21 protein-coding genes and 1 pseudogene are annotated in these 16,974 nt (G+C 62.7%); 13 read left to right on the top strand and 9 right to left on the bottom strand.

The genetic code is table 11. The annotated features are described in order from the left end of the window. Positions 1-16: 16 nt before the first annotated feature. The 3 genes from ACP154_RS05805 to mutM form a co-directional block, all read right to left on the bottom strand. Positions 17-793, bottom strand: coding sequence for an enoyl-CoA hydratase (locus ACP154_RS05805; RefSeq protein WP_424993770.1), 777 nt, complete (start codon positions 791-793; stop codon positions 17-19). A 106-nt stretch (positions 794-899) separates the two neighbouring features. Further along, positions 900-1,814: a TraB/GumN family protein gene (locus tag ACP154_RS05800; RefSeq protein WP_421860975.1), complete on the bottom strand. Its 915-nt coding sequence runs from the start codon at positions 1,812-1,814 to the stop codon at positions 900-902. Positions 1,815-1,924: 110 nt separating this feature from the next. After that, positions 1,925-2,785 carry a bifunctional DNA-formamidopyrimidine glycosylase/DNA-(apurinic or apyrimidinic site) lyase gene (gene mutM, locus ACP154_RS05795; RefSeq protein WP_421860978.1) on the bottom strand — a complete coding sequence of 287 codons (861 nt, stop codon included), beginning with the start codon at positions 2,783-2,785 and terminating at the stop codon, positions 1,925-1,927. Between the two features lie 44 nt (positions 2,786-2,829). Between mutM and ACP154_RS05790 the strand changes: the two genes are divergently transcribed. From ACP154_RS05790 to dut, 12 genes and pseudogenes are all read left to right on the top strand, one after another. Then, the gene (locus ACP154_RS05790; protein ID WP_421860980.1) at positions 2,830-3,474 is read left to right on the top strand and encodes a hypothetical protein; all 645 of its coding nucleotides are present in this window, start codon (positions 2,830-2,832) and stop codon (positions 3,472-3,474) included. A gap of 61 nt (positions 3,475-3,535) precedes the next feature. Then, on the top strand, positions 3,536-4,309 hold the full coding sequence (locus tag ACP154_RS05785; RefSeq protein ID WP_421860983.1) for a class I SAM-dependent methyltransferase: 774 nt from the start codon (positions 3,536-3,538) through the stop codon (positions 4,307-4,309). A 106-nt stretch (positions 4,310-4,415) separates the two neighbouring features. Further along, positions 4,416-4,781, top strand: coding sequence for a YciI family protein (locus ACP154_RS05780; protein WP_421860985.1), 366 nt, complete (start codon positions 4,416-4,418; stop codon positions 4,779-4,781). Then, complete coding sequence (locus ACP154_RS05775; RefSeq protein WP_421860988.1) at positions 4,778-5,122, top strand: YciI family protein; 345 nt, start codon at positions 4,778-4,780, stop codon at positions 5,120-5,122. The genes ACP154_RS05780 and ACP154_RS05775 overlap by 4 nt, the downstream gene beginning before the upstream one ends. Further along, a complete protein-coding gene (locus tag ACP154_RS05770) occupies positions 5,109-6,350 on the top strand; it encodes an RNA polymerase sigma factor (protein WP_421860991.1) in 1,242 nt (413 codons plus the stop codon). Before ACP154_RS05775 ends, ACP154_RS05770 begins: the two co-directional genes overlap by 14 nt. Positions 6,351-6,413: 63 nt before the next feature. Then, complete coding sequence (ubiB, locus tag ACP154_RS05765) at positions 6,414-7,943, top strand: 2-polyprenylphenol 6-hydroxylase (protein ID WP_421860994.1); 1,530 nt, start codon at positions 6,414-6,416, stop codon at positions 7,941-7,943. Between the two features lie 58 nt (positions 7,944-8,001). Beyond that, positions 8,002-8,229, top strand: a complete 228-nt coding sequence (locus tag ACP154_RS05760) for an AbrB/MazE/SpoVT family DNA-binding domain-containing protein (RefSeq protein WP_421860997.1) — start codon at positions 8,002-8,004, stop codon at positions 8,227-8,229. 35 nt (positions 8,230-8,264) lie between these two features. Next, positions 8,265-8,621: a type II toxin-antitoxin system death-on-curing family toxin gene (locus ACP154_RS05755; RefSeq protein ID WP_421861000.1), complete on the top strand. Its 357-nt coding sequence runs from the start codon at positions 8,265-8,267 to the stop codon at positions 8,619-8,621. Further along, a pseudogene (coaBC, locus tag ACP154_RS05750) lies at positions 8,603-9,795 on the top strand (bifunctional phosphopantothenoylcysteine decarboxylase/phosphopantothenate--cysteine ligase CoaBC). Before ACP154_RS05755 ends, coaBC begins: the two are co-directional and overlap by 19 nt. Before the next feature lie 61 nt (positions 9,796-9,856). Continuing rightward, entirely contained in the window at positions 9,857-10,351 is a 495-nt protein-coding gene (locus tag ACP154_RS05745) for a hypothetical protein (protein ID WP_107712076.1), read from the top strand. Between the two features lie 125 nt (positions 10,352-10,476). Continuing rightward, complete coding sequence (locus ACP154_RS05740; protein WP_421861002.1) at positions 10,477-10,971, top strand: hypothetical protein; 495 nt, start codon at positions 10,477-10,479, stop codon at positions 10,969-10,971. A gap of 22 nt (positions 10,972-10,993) precedes the next feature. After that, positions 10,994-11,440 (top strand): dUTP diphosphatase, encoded by a 447-nt coding sequence (gene dut, locus ACP154_RS05735; protein WP_107712074.1) that lies wholly within the window; start codon positions 10,994-10,996, stop codon positions 11,438-11,440. Here the strand turns inward: dut and ACP154_RS05730 are convergent. The 4 genes from ACP154_RS05730 to ACP154_RS05715 form a co-directional block, all read right to left on the bottom strand. After that, positions 11,437-12,246 carry a PIN domain-containing protein gene (locus tag ACP154_RS05730; RefSeq protein ID WP_421861005.1) on the bottom strand — a complete coding sequence of 270 codons (810 nt, stop codon included), beginning with the start codon at positions 12,244-12,246 and terminating at the stop codon, positions 11,437-11,439. The genes dut and ACP154_RS05730 overlap by 4 nt on opposite strands. Next, entirely contained in the window at positions 12,243-13,547 is a 1,305-nt protein-coding gene (locus ACP154_RS05725; RefSeq protein WP_421861009.1) for an ATP-dependent DNA helicase, read from the bottom strand. Before ACP154_RS05725 ends, ACP154_RS05730 begins: the two co-directional genes overlap by 4 nt. A 64-nt stretch (positions 13,548-13,611) precedes the next feature. Next, positions 13,612-14,106 carry a hypothetical protein gene (locus ACP154_RS05720; protein WP_421861012.1) on the bottom strand — a complete coding sequence of 165 codons (495 nt, stop codon included), beginning with the start codon at positions 14,104-14,106 and terminating at the stop codon, positions 13,612-13,614. Positions 14,107-14,192: 86 nt separating this feature from the next. Beyond that, positions 14,193-14,612 carry a hypothetical protein gene (locus ACP154_RS05715; RefSeq protein ID WP_107712070.1) on the bottom strand — a complete coding sequence of 140 codons (420 nt, stop codon included), beginning with the start codon at positions 14,610-14,612 and terminating at the stop codon, positions 14,193-14,195. Between the two features lie 100 nt (positions 14,613-14,712). Between ACP154_RS05715 and ACP154_RS05710 the strand changes: the two genes are divergently transcribed. Further along, a complete protein-coding gene (locus tag ACP154_RS05710; protein ID WP_421861014.1) occupies positions 14,713-15,489 on the top strand; it encodes a HesA/MoeB/ThiF family protein in 777 nt (258 codons plus the stop codon). 243 nt (positions 15,490-15,732) lie between these two features. Here ACP154_RS05710 and ACP154_RS05705 read toward each other — a convergent pair whose 3' ends face one another. Both ACP154_RS05705 and ACP154_RS05700 read right to left on the bottom strand, forming a co-directional pair. Then, a complete protein-coding gene (locus ACP154_RS05705) occupies positions 15,733-15,972 on the bottom strand; it encodes a hypothetical protein (protein ID WP_421861016.1) in 240 nt (79 codons plus the stop codon). After that, complete coding sequence (locus ACP154_RS05700) at positions 15,959-16,858, bottom strand: MBL fold metallo-hydrolase (RefSeq protein ID WP_421861019.1); 900 nt, start codon at positions 16,856-16,858, stop codon at positions 15,959-15,961. The genes ACP154_RS05705 and ACP154_RS05700 overlap by 14 nt, the downstream gene beginning before the upstream one ends. Positions 16,859-16,974 lie beyond the last annotated feature (116 nt).

The raw sequence follows: 16,974 nt of genomic DNA, 5'->3' as shown, positions 1-16,974 counted from the left end.
TATACGCCAAAATTCATCACCGGTGCTTGAAATGCGCAGCGCGCTTGTCAGCAAACGCAGCCATGCCTTCGGTCTGGTCTTCGGTGGCGAACTGGGACTGGAACACCCGACGTTCAAAGCGCACGCCTTCGGCCAGACCCATCTCGAACGCCGTGTTGACGGCCTCTTTGGTCATCATGGCGATGGGCAGGGATTTGGATGCGATCATGGTGGCCGCCTCCATCGTCACATCCAGCAGCTCTTCAGCCGGCACGACGCGGCTGACCAGCCCCGCACGCTCGGCTTCCTTGGCGGGCATCATACGGCCCGTCAGGCACATATCCATGGCCTTGGCCTTGCCCACGGCGCGCGGCAGACGCTGGGTGCCGCCTGCGCCCGGCATGACGCCAAGATTGATCTCGGGCTGGCCGAACTTGGCGGTTTCAGAGGCGATGATGAAATCGCACATCATGGCGATCTCGCAGCCCCCGCCCAGCGCATAGCCGGACACAGCTGCAATGATCGGTTTTCTGAAACGCGCCACGCTCTCCCACGATTCTGCGAAGGGGTCGTGCTTGTACAGGGAGATGAAATCTTTCTCCTGCAGCTCTTTGATGTCGGCGCCTGCGGCGAACGCCTTGGCCGAGCCGGTCAGGATCACGCAACCGATGTCCTCATCGCGCTCAAACGCAGCCAGCGCATCCTTGAGCTCATTGGTCAGCTCATCGCACAGCGCGTTCAGGGCGGACGGACGGTCCAGGGTGACAACGCCCACCCGGCCTTCGGTTTTCACTTGGATCGTATTGTAGGCCATGCGGCCCTCCGATGCAGTTACGCGCCAACTGACGCGGGAAAAGCGGCAAAACGGGCGCCCTCTTAGCGGAAGCGAAGGCGCGGGTCACCCCCGCGCCGTCATCCGCTTACTGGATTTGCCAGACACCATATCCCAGATTGCGCAGCACTTCCGCCAGCCCTTCCGGGCCCGGCAAATGCCCGACACCCACAGCGATCATCACATCTTCATCGCCCATCATGATCTGGTCGATCTGCTCGCCCCAGTCGTAATTCCGGTTCACGATCAGGGTTTGATACATTTCTGGCGAGTCTGACTTCATGCGGTCATTGATCATGTGATCAATGGTCTCGATATCCCCGACTTCCCAGGCCATGGCCAGCTCATCGAGCAAATATGGCTCTTCGACAGATTGCTTGAGCGAGCTCTCAAGATCACGCAGCTGAACAGCTTGCGGCAGGCCTGACAGAAAGCCGAGCTGCTGCTCCGCCGTTTCGAAATACCGCACATCATCGGTGATCGGCTCGATCATGGCCTGAAGCGCAACTTCAACGCCGTATTGTGGATCATAGCCCTGAGCCATCGCCATGGCGGACGCCAGGGACACGCTCGCGAGCCAGGGCTGCAAAGGGTCCAGCGACGCCATCATGGCTTCCGGCGATACGCCCATTCGCTGGGCGAGCGTAGCCAGATTGGCCTTGGCCTCATCACTCATCATGGATGACAGCGTCTGGCCTTGAGGATTCAAACCCAATTGCGGGACCAGCGCCTGCATCTGGGCCTGCGCTTCAGCGCTGTGCACATCCGCTTCGAACCAGACCTGGTCCACGCTTGCCAAGAGCTCTTCGAAATAGGCGGTGCTCCATTGCGTTTCAGGCTTCAGCAGGTGAATTGTGCCGATGATGTAGGCGACATTGTCTTCGTCTTCGAGCATCCAGATGCTCGGCCCGAGCTCGGCCTCTTCCACGTCCATGGTTTGAGCAACCGCTGGCGTGGCGAACACAGTCAGGGCCAGAAGAGCCCAAAGTATACGGTCGAGCATAAAGCGCCTCTCATTCATTCAGATCGCACTCAAAAGGGATAAACGCCCGGGGACGGGGTTCAACCCAAACCGGCAAGGTTAACGAAAGTTCATGTTGAGAACGCAGCGCGCTAGCGCTGGCATGACGGACAAAAAAAGCTCGACCGACCCGACTGGACAATCCGTTCGACCCGACTGTCTTCACAGCGATGACAGGGCTCGCCTTCGCGGCCGTAAACATCAAATCGGTGCTGGAAATACCCCATGGCGCCGTCCGCCCCGGCATAGTCGCGCAAGGTGGAGCCGCCCGCCTCAATGGCTTCAGAGATGACATCGCGCACCGCCGGAGCCAGCCGTGCGGCGCGAGCGCCGGGAATTGAGTTGCACAGCCGCCTGGGGCTGATCTTCGCCCGCCACAACGCCTCACACACATAGATATTGCCCAGGCCCGCCACCACACGCTGATCCAGAAGCCCCGCCTTGACCGGGCTGCGTCGCGACTTGAAGGCCTCGTTGAGCCGGTCTTCGGAAAACCCGTTCGACAACGGTTCCGGACCCAGATCCTTCAAATAGGGCTGGGCGTCTTCCTGATCGGTTTCATACAGCGTCATGAAGCCAAATCGGCGCGGATCATTATAGGTGACGGTCACCCCGCCCTCGATGTGAAACACCACATGGTCATGGGCTGGATTGGCGGCGGGCGCGTAGACAAAATCGCCCGGCTGTTGGCTCAGATCATCGGCTGTGACCGAGAACCGACCCGACATCCCCAGATGCATCAGCAAGGTCTCGCCTGACCCCAGTCGCGCCAGCAGATATTTCGAGCGCCGGTCCAGCCGCTCGACCACCGTTCCGGTCAGGCGTTCTGCAAAGCGGTCAGGAAACGCAAACCGCAAATCCGGGCGACGCGCCTCAGCCCGCACAATGCGGCGACCTTCCATCGCGGGGGTCAGGCCGCGCCGCACCGTCTCGACTTCAGGCAATTCCGGCATCACACTATCCTGCACAGACAATCCTCGGGGGGAGGACATAGGCCATGAGCCCAATACGCGCGAGCCTTGTGCCTGTAGACGCCGCGAAACAAACCGTCATGGCGGCGCTTCACGCGCTGGCCCGCCGCCGGGCGTCCATTGACGCCCCTGTTGATTATGTCCGGCGCGTCGCCCACCCTTGGACAGATGATCTGGCGTTTGAGCTGGCGCTGCAGATTGACGCCAGACCGCGCGGTGACGCCCCGCATCCCGTCCAGGAAATCTCCACGGCCTTTCGGCAGGTAGTCCGTGACGCTCCAGACATGCAGGTGCGGCTTTTTCAGGGCCCGCCGCACGCTGTCAGCTGGCGCATTTACGCCGCGGACGACAGCGCCTTGCTCGAGCAACCCGTCATCATCCGCTGTCCGTGGCGCGGAACCTGGCCGTATCTGAGCCGGGCCTGTGATGATCTGGCCCAGACACGCGCCGGGCTTCGCGTGCTGGCGACCCAGGCGGACCCTGACAGAGATGTGGACGGCATGACGCTCGCCACGGCTTGCGCGTACAGGATGTCAGCGTTCGCCCCGCCGCGCGAACCTGTGTTTCTGGCGTTTTACGCGCCCGACGGCGCTTGGCGCAGTCAGGCGGGTTTTTCGCTTTACAGCTACCAAACCGGCGAGCGGACCCTGACGCCGCTGGCATCAGATTGAGGCGAAACGGCGCGGCATCCCGGACTGGCGTTCCGCGCCTGCGCGCACTAGCTTGCCCGTTATGACCCAGACCTCTGATCACGACACGGTTTCCTTTGGCTTCCGCGACGTAGCTCGCCCTGAAAAGCAGGGCCTAGTCCGCAACGTGTTTGACCGCTCGGCGCGCAAATACGACCTGATGAATGATCTGATGAGCCTGGGGGTTCACCGGGTCTGGAAAGACATCACCGTCACCAAGGCGGGACCGCGCCCTGGAGCCCGGCTCATCGATGTGGCGGGCGGCACGGGTGATATCGCCCGCGCCTGGCTCGATCGCGCGGACGCTCTGACCGAACGCCGCGGCTCGAACCAGTACGCTGAAGCCGTCGTTGCCGACATCAACGAGCAGATGTTGCTGGCCGGCCTGAAACGCGGCGAGCGCGTCCGGCTCGACTGGTGCACGGCGAACGCCGAATGCCTGCCCTTTGAAAGCGGCGTCGCGGACGCCGTGACCATCGGCTTTGGCATTCGCAACGTCACCGACCGGATCCAGGCGCTGAAAGACATGCGCCGCGTGCTCAAACCCGGCGGTCGCTTTGTCTGTCTGGAATTCTCTCGCCCCACGACGCGCCCGCTGGAAAAGCTTTATGACGCCTGGTCTTTCGGCGCGATCCCGCAGATCGGCGAATGGATCGCCAAAGATCGCGACAGCTATCAATACCTCGTCGAATCCATCCGCAAATTCCCCCATCAGAGCGCCTTCGCCGCCGAGCTGGAAGAGGCCGGTTTTGCGCGCGTCAGCGTGACCAACCTGTCTGGCGGCATCGCCGCCATCCATATGGGCTGGAAGGTCTAGGCGAACCCCCCGTCATTTTTTCACGCCTGTGTCGAAGCGCAGGGTGTTGAAACGTCCTAAGATGGTCCCTGTGAGATGCGCAGGGTGAGCCATCAAGGACGAAACCATGCAATTTGCCTTATTGATCTATGAGACAGCGGACGACTTCACCTGTCGCCGCGGACCTGACGCGGCGGCCTATTGGTCCAGCTGGTCGGCGTATTCAGGCGCCTTGAAAGCCCACACAACAGGCGGCGCCTGCCTGAAAACCCCGGATACCGGCGTCGTGTTGCGACAGACGCAGTCCGGGCGGCAGGTCCAGGATGGCCCCTATGCCGAAACCAAGGAACAACTGGGCGGGGTCATTCTGTTTGAAGCGAACACGCTGGACGATGCGCTGGAATGGGCGGAGCGTTGTCCAGCCGCCCAGCATGGCGCCGTTGAAGTGCGCCCGGTTCAGCCCATGAGTGAAATTGCGGAGATGTCGTCATGAAATACGCCCTTCTGATCTATGGCGCAGAGAAGAACTGGAACGCCCTGAGCGAAGCTGAGCAGATGGCGGTCTTTCAAAAGCACGGCGCATATTCCGAGGCGCTGGTCCAAGCGGGTCTGATGGTGTCGGGCGAGCCGCTGGACGTGGCCGCCACCGCCAGACGCGTCACAGATGACGGGGTTCAGGACGGCCCCTATGCCGACACCAAGGAGCAATTGGGCGGCTTTTATGTGATCGAGGCGGACAGCTTTGAGACGGCGCTGGACTGGGCGGGCAAGTGCCCGCGCCTGCCCGGCGACCAGATCGAGGTGAGGCCTGTGCCCGACTATGGCGACGCCTGACCCTGAGACCGACGAGACGCGCGCGACGGCCGAGGACGTCGCGCGCCATTCTTATGGCCGCTTGGTGGCGAGCCTGGCCCGACGCTGGGGCGATCTGACCAGCGCCGAGGACGCCTTGGCGGACGCGTTCGAGCGCGCCCTGAAGGCCTGGCCGCAATCCGGCCTGCCCGACCAGCCTGAAGCCTGGCTTCTGAAAACCGCGCATCGGCGCCTGATCGACGAGACGCGTCAGTCCGGCGTGCGGGCGCGCGCCGAACCGGACATTGAGCGCCTGCTGGAGGATCTGTCCCGGACTGCGGATCACAATGCCCTTCCCGATGACAGGCTGGGCCTGATGCTGGCCTGCGCGCATCCAGATCTTGATCCAGCGCTACATACGCCGCTCATGCTTCAGGCCGTGCTGGGTCTGGACGCGGCCCGGATCGGCGCCGCGTTTCTGGTCAGTCCCGCCGCAATGGGTCAGCGCCTGTCGCGCGGCAAGGCGAGGCTGCGGGAGCGGGGCGCCCGGTTTGAAAAGCCTGGCACGGATCAGCTCAGCACGCGCATCACGCCCCTGCTAAACGCCATCTATGCCGCCTATGGCACAGGCTGGGACGAAATCGGCGCGAGCGAGAGCCGTGTGCGCGGGCTGGCCGAAGAAGCGCTGTATCTGAGCGGGGTGTTGACTGAACTGGCGCCCGACATCGCCGAGGTTTGGGGGCTTTACGCCCTGATCCGTCATTGCGAGGCGCGCACCCCGGCGCGGCGCAACAGGGCCGGAGGGTTCGTGCCTCTCTCTGATCAGGACCCGGCTCTATGGTGCGAAGAGTCCATCCACAGCGCAGAAGCCGCTTTGCACCGGGCCCTCAAGCTCGCCGCGCCCGGGCGCTACGCCCTGGAAGCCTCGATCCAGTCCGTCCACGCCGAACGGCGTGTGACAGGGGCGACGAACTGGCTGGCGGCGGCGGCGCTCTATGACGGATTGATCCGCCAGACACCCGGCTTGGGCGCCCTGACGGCGCGCGCCTGCGCCTATGGCGAAGCGTTCGGCGCCGAGCACGCACTCAGCCTGCTCGGCGAAATCAGCGATCAGGCAACCGACTATCAGCCCTTCTGGGCAGCGCAGGGGCACTGGCTGGCGCAAGCCAGGCGCGGACAGGACGCGAGGGAAGCCTATGAGCGCGCCATGGCGCTGAGCACGGATCCCGCCGTGCGCACCTATCTGAGTGAACGCGTCCAAGCACTATGACGCAGCCGCCAAGGCGCCGCGCCCCCTCGCCAAACCCGCTGCATCGCCCTAAACCTCACATCCGTGTTTGGTACGCTCTCAAACTTCCTCCGCCTGACGCGCGCCGCCTGGACCCTGGCCCGTCATGACGCGATTTTTCCGGCTGAATACCAGTCGGCGTTTCCCGCGCCGGCAAGGGTGCTGGGTAAATTCGCGCGCCTGATCGCCATTCGCGACCGCGCCAAAAACCCCGGCGAGCGTCTGGCCCATGCGCTCGAAAAACTGGGCCCCTCCTATGTGAAATTCGGTCAGGTGCTGGCCACACGCGCCGATGTGATCGGGGCGGACTTCGCGCGCGGTCTGTCGCGGTTGCAGGACCGGATGGAGCCGTTTGGTCTGGAGCAGGCGCGGGCCACGGTGGAAGCTGAGTTCGGCAAACCCGTTGACGCGCTGTTTTCAGACTTCGGTGAGCCTGTCGCCGCCGCCTCCATCGCGCAGGTGCATCGAGCGACAACGCTTGATGGCCGCGACGTCGCGGTGAAGATCCTGCGCCCGGACGTGTCCGAGCGCATCAAGCGCGACATCGCGGCCATGCGGCTGGGCTCCAAACTCGCTGAAGGGCTGTTTCCCGCCTCCAAGCGCATGGAGCCGCGCGCTTTTGTGGAAACGGTGGCGCGCTCTTTGGTGCTGGAGTTGGATCTGCGCCTTGAAGCTGCCTCCGCCAATGAGCTGAGCGAAGCGGCGGTCGCGGCGCAGAATTTCTTCATCCCCGAAGTCATCTGGCCGCTGACCGCCAAGAAAGTCCTGACCACCCAATGGATTGACGCCATTCCGCTGACCGACATGGACGCGGTGCGCGCGGCGGGCGTGGACACGGTGAAGCTGGCGGGCGATCTCACCGACGCTTTCCTGTCGACCGCGCTGGAGCAGGGCGTGTTTCACGCCGATCTTCATGCGGGCAATCTGTTTGTGACCCAGCAAGGCCTTCTGTGGGCGGTGGATTTTGGCATTATCGGACGGCTGGGGCGCGGTGAGCGGCGCTATCTGGCGCGGATTCTCCACGGCTTCCTGACTCGCGATTACGACAGCGCGGCGCAAGCGCATTTTGACGCGGGCTATGTGCCCGAACATCATTCACGCGATGATTTCGCGAGCGCCCTGCGCGCCGTGGCCGAGCCCATTTTCGGCAAGAGCGCCGGCGAAACGCCCATGAGCCGGGTGCTTATGCAGCTCTTTGAAGTTACTGACCTTTATGACATGCACCTTCAGCCTCAGCTTGTGCTGCTGCAAAAGACCATGGTGCAGGCCGAGGGCGTCTGCCGGCTTCTGACCGATGATCATAATATGTGGCAGGCGTCCGGCCCCGCGGTGGAACGCTTCATGCGCCGCGAGCTCGGGCCGCAGGGCCGCATCGAAGATCTGATAGAGTCCTTTGATCGCGCCAGGACCATCCTCAAACGCCTGCCCGACACGCTGGATGAGTTGACCGAGACCGCCAAAGTCCTGCGTGAACGCGAACAGCCGCAAGCCGCCAGCTCACGCTGGTTGATCGCCGGGCTGGGCGTGCTGGCAGGCGCGTCCACCGCCGTCGCAGTGGTGCTGGCGGTAATGTGATCTCACATGGCTTGAAAGTAAGCACGCCCGTGCTTATAATTGAGATAAGAGGTGAGCCATGACCGTATCTGTCAAACTGACCAAGCAAGGCAATTCCACGGGCGTGCGCCTGCCCAAGGATGTGCTGGAGGCTGCAGGCTTACAGCGCGGGGATGAAGTGACGCTGGATGTGGCCAACGGACGGGTCACTCTGACCAAAGCGGGCGCGCCCTATAACGCCGCCATGTCCGCCTATGAAGAATGCCGGGCACGGTATGCCAAGACGCTTCACGATTTATCCAAATGAGTCGCGCTTTTGTCCTGCCGCCACTGGACGCGGTCATGGACGCTTATCATCGGGAAATGGCGATCACCGGTGGCGCAAAGGGTCTGCGTAATGAGCAAGGTCTGCTCTCCGCGCTGGACCGGGCGTCCAACAAACTCGCCTATCACGATCCGGCGCCGGATATTCACGACCTTGCAGCCGCGCTTGCTTTCGGCATCGCGCGGAACCATCCCTTTGTGGACGGCAACAAACGCATGGCGTTCATTGTATCTTTCGTGACCTTGCGCATGAATGGATGGTATCTGGACGCCCCCGAACAAAAGGCCACGCAAACCGTGCTGGCTCTGGCGGAAGGGGTGGCGGATGAAGCCGCATACGCAGACTGGCTCAGGCAATGGTCCTATCAGGCATGACACGCATTCTTCTGATCATTGGCGGCGGCATCGCAGCCTATAAATCGCTCGAGCTGATCCGCGAGCTGGCGCGGCGCTCGATCCAGACGCGCGCCATCCTGACCGAGGCCGGCAAGCAGTTCGTCACTCCGATGAGCGTAGGCGCGCTGACCGGCGACAAAGTCTATAGCGATCTCTTCTCTCTGACGGACGAAGCGGAGATGGGCCATATCGAGCTGTCGCGCTCGGCCGATCTTGTGGTCGTTTGCCCCGCCACCGCCAATCTGATGGCCAAAGCCGCCAACGGGCTAGCCGATGATCTGGCCACCACCACGCTTCTGGCCACCGACAAGGCCGTTTTAATGGCCCCGGCGATGAATGTGCGCATGTGGACCCATCCCGCTACACAGGCCAACATCAAAACCCTGCGCAGTTACGGCACGACCGTCCTGGAGCCCGATGAAGGCGAGATGGCCTGCGGCGAGTTTGGCCCCGGACGCCTGCCCGAACCGGTGCGGATCGCCGACGCCGTCCAAACCGCGCTGAACTCATGAAGGCCATCGTCACCGCCGGCCCGACGCTGGAGCCGATTGATCCGGTCCGCTTTCTCTCCAATCGCTCGTCCGGGCGGCAAGGCTACGCCATCGCTGAAGCCTTGCGCGATCTGGGCGTCGACGTGGTGCTGGTTTCCGGTCCCGTGGCGCTCAATGACCCTGAAGGCCTGAAGACCGTGCGCATCGAAACCGCCCGCGAAATGCTGGCGGCTGTGAACGCTCATCTACCTGCCGATGTCTTCATCTCGGTCGCCGCGGTGGCGGACTGGCGCCCGGCGGAGTCCGCCGACAAGAAGCTCAAGCTCGACAAGGGCGCACTGGCGAGCCTGCCGCTGGCCGAGAATCCCGACATCCTGAAGACGATTTCCCACTATGGCCCGGACAAACGCCCGCGCCTGGTGGTGGGCTTCGCCGCCGAAACGCATGACGTCCTCGCACACGCCCGCGCCAAACGACTGCGCAAAGGGTGCGACTGGATCGTCGCCAATGACGTGTCAGGCGATGTGATGGGCGGTGCGGAAAACGCCGCGCTCCTGATTACCCCAGAGGAGGAGGCGCCCTTCGCCCGAGCGGCCAAGTCGGCGCTGGCCCGCAAACTGGCTGAGAGAATTTTTTCAGCTATTACAAAGGCTTCAGACTGAGTTTGAAATCGACCCCTTCAGATTGTTAGGGTCGGGGCGTTTAGCAAACTCAGGACCTGATATGAAAACCGCACTGACCGCCCTCGCCCTTGCCGGATTCAGCGCCGCCGCCGCACAGGCGCAGTGTTACTCGATCTATCCGCAAGGCTCCGGCCAGCAGCCCGCTCCGATGGCCGGCTACACCGTGACCGAAGCCGCCGATCTGGACGGCTTGATGGACCCGCCGCCGCTGGCGGAGGGCGCGAGCGCCATCGCATGCGAGCGTGACAGCATTGTGCCTCGACCCAATGATTTCGAGCTGGTGCGCTATCATTCCACGCCGCTTCTCATCTCCAAAGGTGAGGGCGAAGACACCCAGATGCTGCTTCTAGGGTTTCAGCCCGCCATGGAAGACGAAACCGGCGAAATGACCGAGCCGCAATACCGGGTCCAGATGGCTCAGGGCGGACTCAATGATGATGAGCGCACTGGCATTATCGGCGCCCTTGAAGGCTTTGCCGAAAGCGAGCAAGCGCTCGATGCCTTTCTGAGCGCTCAGGCCGAACAAGACAGCTGACTTCAGGCCTCCCGCGCTCACGCCGGCGCGCGGACAACGTGAGCGCGGCTGTGCCTGAAGACTATGTTTGATACCGCTGATAATCCTCTCTAGGGTCGCGAAAACCATGTCAGAGGGGATATGAGATGAAAGCTGTCCTAGCCGTCGCACTGGCGCTCGCCGCATCGCCTCAAGCCCTTGCGGACTGTTCTGCCGTCAACACCGCCCAACCATCTGATGCACCCGTCCTTCTGGAGGGGTTTGACCTCATTGCAGCCTCGAGTCAGCCAGGTCTCATGGCGCGACCAGATATGCCTGAAGGCGCCGACGCCATGGTTTGCTATCGCGAGAGCATCGTGCCCGAGCCCAATGATTTTGAGTTGGTGCGATATCACGAGATTCCATTGATGATCCGCCTGGACAAGGATGGGCGCCCGCCTGCCTTGCTCATCATGGCGTTCAGGCCCGAGCAAGAGACCGCCGATGGTGAGATCATTCAGTCCCAATACATTGCCCAATTGCCACAAGGGGAAGTGACACAGGCTGAAGCAGACGCCATTAACGCATCCATGGCCTCCATCGTGCAGCGCGAAGCCGCGCTTCTCGAGGAAATGGCCCAGCAAGGCCAGGTTCTGGACTAAAGTTTTTGCAAGGCGCGTCGTCATGAAGCTGAATGTCAAAACGCTCGAGCATTTTGAAGGGCTGGACTTACCCGCCTACCAGACCTCAGGCTCTGCGGGTCTCGACCTGCCCGCCGCTGTGCCCGCCGATACGCCTGTGGTGATCGAGCCGGGAGCGTGGAAGCTTATCCCCACCGGCATCTGCATCGCCTTGCCAGAAGGCTATGAAGCCCAGATCCGGCCCCGGTCCGGCCTGGCCGCCAAAAAGGGCATTTCCTGCGTCAACACGCCAGGTACGGTAGACGCTGATTATCGCGGTGAGTTGCACGTCAATCTGATCAATCACGGCAAGGAGCCGTTCGTCGTTCAACGTGGCGAGCGCATCGCGCAAATGGTCATCGGCCAGTTCACCCAGATCCGCTGGAACCCGGTCGAGGCGCTGGATGACACCGAACGCGGCGCCGGCGGGTTCGGCTCAACCGGCGTCTAGACACCCAGCTTTTTCGCCAGCGAGCCGAGCCTTGCGCGTTGCAAGGCCAGCCCGAAACGCGGCGCGCTGAGCCCCAGCCGGTGCGCCGCGCCCCTTACGGCCGCTGTCGCCGCATCGGGTGCGAGCCCCAGACGACTGGCGATAAACTCACCCGACGGCCGCGCATAAAGCCCCAGCGGTTTCAGTGTCGCGCGCGGGAAATCTTTCATGTTTTCCGTCAGGATCACCCGCGCCTGCCCGGCGGCGGCGGCCTGCATCACATGGGCGTCGTCCGGATCGGGCAGCTTACCGGTCACCTTGATCAAAGCCGCCTGTTCGGTTGGGACCATCGCTTCAGGCCAGGCATGCTCAAACGCCATCACCAGGCGCGCCGCCTCGCCGGGGCCGTCTCGGTCGGGCTTGCCATCGACAATCCGGGCATGGGCGTGACCGGTCTCAAACAGTACTTTTTCTGACCAGCGCGGATAGAAAAACCCGGCCTCCGCCAGCGTCAGGACCAGATGCCGCCGCACCGCACTGGCGAGCACACAGGCGTCCAGAAACACCGCTGGCCGGTCAAATTCTTCGGGAAGAGCGACTGGGTCGGGCGCCGCGATCACCGGAGCATCTGAACTGGACGGCGCCAGATGCGGCCCATCGAGCTCCGCCAGCTCTTTCAGGGCCTGCGCCCGAACCCGGCGGCGCTGTTCTGAGAGCCTGTTGACGCTGCGCTCATCCAGCGCCCCGGCGAACTCGCCTTGCGCCGCCAGCTGGTTCAGGCCCCAGGCGTCCACGCCCAGCGCACGCTGAGCCGCCTCGGGCGTCATCCGCCAATCCCCAGCGGGGCGGGATCACAGAAAGCTTTGACATCAAACAGGCGCTGATCGGTGATGATGTCGGTCGGTTTGAGCGGGCGCGACAACTCCAGCCCCTCCAGAGAGCGCGCGCGAGAGAGCGCGACATATGCCTGCCCATGCGCAAAAAAGCGTCGGGAGACATCCAGATAGACCTTATCGAGCGTCAAACCCTGCGCCTTGTGAATGGTCATCGCCCAGGCCAGTCTGAGCGGATATTGCACGTAGGAGCCAATGGTTTCACGCTTGAGCTTGCTGGACTGACCATCGGCGGCGTAGCGGATGCGCTCCCAGCTCACAGGCTCGATCGTCACGACCTGATCATTCACGTGAACCTTCACGCCATCAGACGAAAAGCCTAGCACTTCACCGATGGAGCCGTTCACATAACGCCCGCCGGGATCATTGCGGATCATCATCACCCGCGCGCCGACCTTCAGAACCAGCGGGTCGTCAGTGGGGAAGAGCCGCGGATCAAACTCGCCCTCCACCTTGCCCGAAAAGCCGCGCGGCTCGCCGCGCAGGCCTTCCAGTCGGGCCTGATTTATGGAGGATGCGGCCTGGTTGGTCGGGGTCAGCACCACATGGGTGCCAGAGGCTTCAAGCCCGATCCGGCCCGTCACGCGGGCGTTGAGAATCTCCGCCAGATCATCGGTCAATTCACCGTCCCGCACGGCGTTGAGCACTTCGACGAATTCAGGATCGGCCTGACGGTGAACCTCGGTCAGCTCCACCATGGTGAAGCCGGCGTCGCGGAAAGCGGGCGCGTGAAAGAAGAACGGCCCGCCATAGGTGTCTTCCAGAAACGCGCCTTCCTCGCCCTGCGCGATCGGCGGCAATTGCGCCAGATCGCCCACCAGGATGATGCGCACCCCGCCGAAAGGCTCGGCGCTGTCACGATTAAGACGCAGAGAGAAATCCACCGCCTGCATCATGTCTGAACGGACCATGGAGATCTCGTCGATCACCAGAGTGGTCAGCGCTTTCACCGTGCGCGCATTGCGCAGGCGGCGAATATCGCCCGGCGTGATCAGGCGTGGCGGCAGGCGGAAAAAGCTGTGAAGGGTCTGTCCGCCTGCATTCATCGCCGCAACGCCCGTCGGCGCCACCACGGCGGCTTGCGGACCAAGGCGTTGCAGAATGGCGCGCGTGACCGTGGTCTTACCCGTGCCGGCTCGGCCCGTCAGAAACAAATGAGCGCCGCCATTGATGGCGTAGTCCACCACCGCTTGCTGGTCTGGCGACAGAGTGAATGAGGGGCGAGGGGTCAGCACGGTCGGGCTCCTTAAAGGGAGCCTGACCTTGACCTGCTTTGACTATGAACGCCAGTAACGCGCCTCAGCGCAGAGAGAGCGACCGGCAGAAGGGATGGCTGACAGACACCACCTCGACCGTGTCATCCGCCCCCAGCGCGGCCCCGACCTGACAGGTGACGGGCACAGCACGTAGGGCGCGCACATTCGCCACAAGATGCCCCTGGCTGAATGGCGATTGATGCGCATGCATCCGGGAGCGGAACTGGCGCGCAGGATCATCATACCGGCTGCGCTGCGACCGCGCGGCGATCAGATCTCCTGCGGAAGCGCTGCCCACCTGGACGTAGCTGGCACTGCGCATCGCAACGGCAGAGCGGGGATTTTCATAAGATACGACTTCGAACACCACGACGGTCCGGCCGTCCTCGGCCACGGCTTCGAAAATGGGCGCGCCATACGCTTCGACCATGGCCTCGACCGGCGCGCCGACATAACTGTCAGGCAGGAATGGCCGATCAGCATGGGCCGCTGAAGACAAGAGCGTTGCTGCAGCTGCGGCAAGGGCAAGTTTCATCATGGCTTTCTCCTTCTAGGAGAGCGTACTCAAGAAACACTCCATTTTGCAAGCATTAGTCGAGCATACACCACGCCAGTCGAGCGAGATCAGTACAGCTCTTCGGCCACGCAAGCATCGCCGACAAAGCGGAAATCACGCACCACGCCCTCGGGATCAATCACAAAACGGGTTTCGCACTCCACCCACCAGCTGCGGGCCGGCTCATACACCGTCTCATCATAGCGCTCGATACGGGTTCGGCGTTCGCCAAACTCATCAACAAAAGTCACGCGGCGTTCATTGGGGATGGTGCGATAGCCGCCCGGAACGGTGCGCTGTTGTTCGCGCATATAACTCCACACAGCGCCGCCATCGCTCAGCGTGTCCACGCTGTCGGGAGAGCCAAACTCCACCAGCAAGACATCTTGTGTCCGCCCCACCAGCTGGGTCATCTGCTGGCGATAGCCTTCAGAGGTGGCGCAAGCGGTCAGCATAAGGGCCAGTGCGGCGACGATCTGGTATTTCATCTGTGCAGTCCCATGGTTGAAGGGTCAGCTTGGCTTACACTCAGCTTCATGAACACAAGCTGAGCACGCCGCTTGCCCAGACAAGGATCAGGAGCCGGCCATGGCCGTCGACGTCAAACGCCACGCCCGTCATATCGTGCTGAAGGAACTGGGCGGCCCGGGCCAGCAAAAGCTCAGCCGCGCCCGCATCACCGTGATCGGCGCGGGCGGGCTGGGCGCGCCCGCCCTGCTCTATCTTGCGGCGGCGGGCGTTGGCCATATTCGCATTGTCGATCCCGACACCGTCTCTCTGAGCAATCTGCAACGACAAATCCTGTTTCGTACTGAAGATGTCGACGCCGCAAAGGCCGAGCGGGCCCGAGACATGCTGACCGCGCTGGATCCAGGCGTCAGCGTGGAATCGGTTTGTGAACACGCCACAGACGATACGCTCCCCGGCTTGCTGGCGGACGCTGATCTGGTGCTGGACGGGTGTGACGACTTCACCACCCGCTACGCGGTCAATCGCGCCGCCCTCGCAGCCCGGATCCCGCTGGTGTCCGGCGCGGTGGGGCGCTGGGAGGGGCAGGTCGCCGTGTTCGCCCCGCATCTGAAGACTGACGCGCCCTGCTATCAGTGCTGGGTGCCCGAAACGCCGCCTGACGCCGAGGATTGCGCGGTCATGGGCGTTGTCGGCGCGTTGACCGGGGTGATCGGGTCCATGATGGCCATGGAGGCGATCAAACTGATCACCGCCGCTGGTGAGCCCCTGATCGGGCGCATGTGTCTTTATGAGGGTCTGTCAGGCCGCGTCAGGACGGTTACTCTGCCGGCATCCCGCAACTGCCCGGCTTGCGCATCGGGCAGAACTGACACCCCCCGCACCGCCCGCGCCTGATCCGGAACCAGGCAAGCGCGCCCAGAAGCACGCTCGGCGCCACGCCCACGAGCATCGCCAGCCAGACACTACGGCCCAGCACACCGATAAGAAGCGCGACTACGACCCCGATGGCCAGGAAGCTGATCAGGGTCAGATCGGCTCTGCGCCGAAGGGGTGAAGCATGATTGTGACGCATCGTGACCACGCATCTGAGACAGTCTGTCTCTGTCCTACCTCATGCCGGGCAGGCGCGGCAAGTCGTCACAGTCGGCCGCGATGCTTCCCGGAATGATGCTGGGTCAGAGCCTTGGCGGCGCGGCGGGCGTTCACCACGACGAACAGATAAACACCCCCCGCAAACACAAGCCCGACCGCCATGCCGGAGAGCCAGCTGCCCAGCAGGGCGGCGAATGTCAGCCCCATCACCCCTGCGATCATCACGATGAGCGTGAGGATGCGCGGCTCAGGCAGCCAGACCGTATTTGTTTTACTCTGTTTCACCCGTGATATCCCGGTACAGCGTCCAGACCATGCGTTCGGTGGTGATGAAACCCCAATTCCAGTCATCATGGAAGGCCGCCAGCGGCTGCGCGTCCTGAACCTGCTGCAAATTCATGCCCTGCTCGACCAGCGCCGCCACTTCGGCCTTGGCCTGGGTCAGCATGCTGATGCTGGCTTCCAGATCCGCCTGGGTCGAGAGCGGGCCGTGGCCGGGAATGATCTGGGTGCTGGCGTCCGCCACATCGACAATGGCCTGCATGCCGGCGATGAAGCCTTCCACCGTGCCGCCATTATCGAGATCGATATACGGGAACCAGCCTGAAAACAGCAAATCGCCGGCATGAATGACGTTCGCCTCCTCAAACACCACAAAGATGTCGCCATTGGTGTGCGCATCAGGGGTATGATGCAGGCGCGCTGTTACGCCGTTGATCGTGACCACATCACCATTATTGACCCCCACAGTCGGCAGGAACCCGCCTGACAAAGGCTCCGGCGTCGCGCCTGTCAGCTGGGCGGTCACCGGATTCATCAGCGCCTCGCGCACACTGGGGTGAGCCATGATGGTCGCGCCCTGTTCAGCGAAATAGGCGTTGCCCAGCACGTGGTCGCCATGCAGATGGGTATTGAGCACCAGATCCACGGCGCGATCACCGGACACCGCACGTTGCGCCGCATCGATGGCGTCGGCGAATTGCGGCATCTGGGTGTCGATCATGAAGACGCCGTCGTCGCCCACGCTTATGCCCACATTGCCGGCGCGATTGGTGGCGAGCATATAGACGCCCGATCCCAGATCGGTCGTTTCCACGTAAACTTCGGCGTCGGTCTGGGCTTGAGCGCTGGCGCTCAGAGCGAGGCTGGCGATGAGAGCGGTGCGGATCATGTGGTTCCCCGATAGCTGCGATCTGATGGCCAGATGGGTGACATGAGCGCTCATATCCAGCCCGACTGAAAAACAATCTTAATCCTGAGCCATCACATTTAACACCGGATTCACTC

The organism is Oceanicaulis sp. (assembly GCF_965249665.1).
Lineage (GTDB): Bacteria > Pseudomonadota > Alphaproteobacteria > Caulobacterales > Maricaulaceae > Oceanicaulis.
This window is presented reverse-complemented; position numbering and strand designations above follow the sequence as displayed.

Coding starts and splice junctions, on each gene's coding strand:
- ACP154_RS05780 (WP_421860985.1), top strand. CDS start 4,416: ATGCAATTTGCCTTATTGATCTATGAGACAGCGGACGACTTCACCTGT.
- ACP154_RS05700 (WP_421861019.1), bottom strand. CDS start 16,858: ATGATCCGCACCGCTCTCATCGCCAGCCTCGCTCTGAGCGCCAGCGCT.
- ACP154_RS05730 (WP_421861005.1), bottom strand. CDS start 12,246: ATGACGCCCGAGGCGGCTCAGCGTGCGCTGGGCGTGGACGCCTGGGGC.
- ACP154_RS05740 (WP_421861002.1), top strand. CDS start 10,477: ATGAAAGCTGTCCTAGCCGTCGCACTGGCGCTCGCCGCATCGCCTCAA.
- dut (WP_107712074.1), top strand. CDS start 10,994: ATGAAGCTGAATGTCAAAACGCTCGAGCATTTTGAAGGGCTGGACTTA.
- ACP154_RS05805 (WP_424993770.1), bottom strand. CDS start 793: ATGGCCTACAATACGATCCAAGTGAAAACCGAAGGCCGGGTGGGCGTT.
- mutM (WP_421860978.1), bottom strand. CDS start 2,785: ATGCCGGAATTGCCTGAAGTCGAGACGGTGCGGCGCGGCCTGACCCCC.
- ACP154_RS05760 (WP_421860997.1), top strand. CDS start 8,002: ATGACCGTATCTGTCAAACTGACCAAGCAAGGCAATTCCACGGGCGTG.
- ACP154_RS05710 (WP_421861014.1), top strand. CDS start 14,713: ATGGCCGTCGACGTCAAACGCCACGCCCGTCATATCGTGCTGAAGGAA.
- ACP154_RS05800 (WP_421860975.1), bottom strand. CDS start 1,814: ATGCTCGACCGTATACTTTGGGCTCTTCTGGCCCTGACTGTGTTCGCC.
- ACP154_RS05785 (WP_421860983.1), top strand. CDS start 3,536: ATGACCCAGACCTCTGATCACGACACGGTTTCCTTTGGCTTCCGCGAC.
- ACP154_RS05720 (WP_421861012.1), bottom strand. CDS start 14,106: ATGATGAAACTTGCCCTTGCCGCAGCTGCAGCAACGCTCTTGTCTTCA.
- ACP154_RS05755 (WP_421861000.1), top strand. CDS start 8,265: ATGGACGCTTATCATCGGGAAATGGCGATCACCGGTGGCGCAAAGGGT.
- ACP154_RS05715 (WP_107712070.1), bottom strand. CDS start 14,612: ATGAAATACCAGATCGTCGCCGCACTGGCCCTTATGCTGACCGCTTGC.
- ACP154_RS05745 (WP_107712076.1), top strand. CDS start 9,857: ATGAAAACCGCACTGACCGCCCTCGCCCTTGCCGGATTCAGCGCCGCC.
- ACP154_RS05790 (WP_421860980.1), top strand. CDS start 2,830: ATGAGCCCAATACGCGCGAGCCTTGTGCCTGTAGACGCCGCGAAACAA.
- ACP154_RS05770 (WP_421860991.1), top strand. CDS start 5,109: ATGGCGACGCCTGACCCTGAGACCGACGAGACGCGCGCGACGGCCGAG.
- ACP154_RS05775 (WP_421860988.1), top strand. CDS start 4,778: ATGAAATACGCCCTTCTGATCTATGGCGCAGAGAAGAACTGGAACGCC.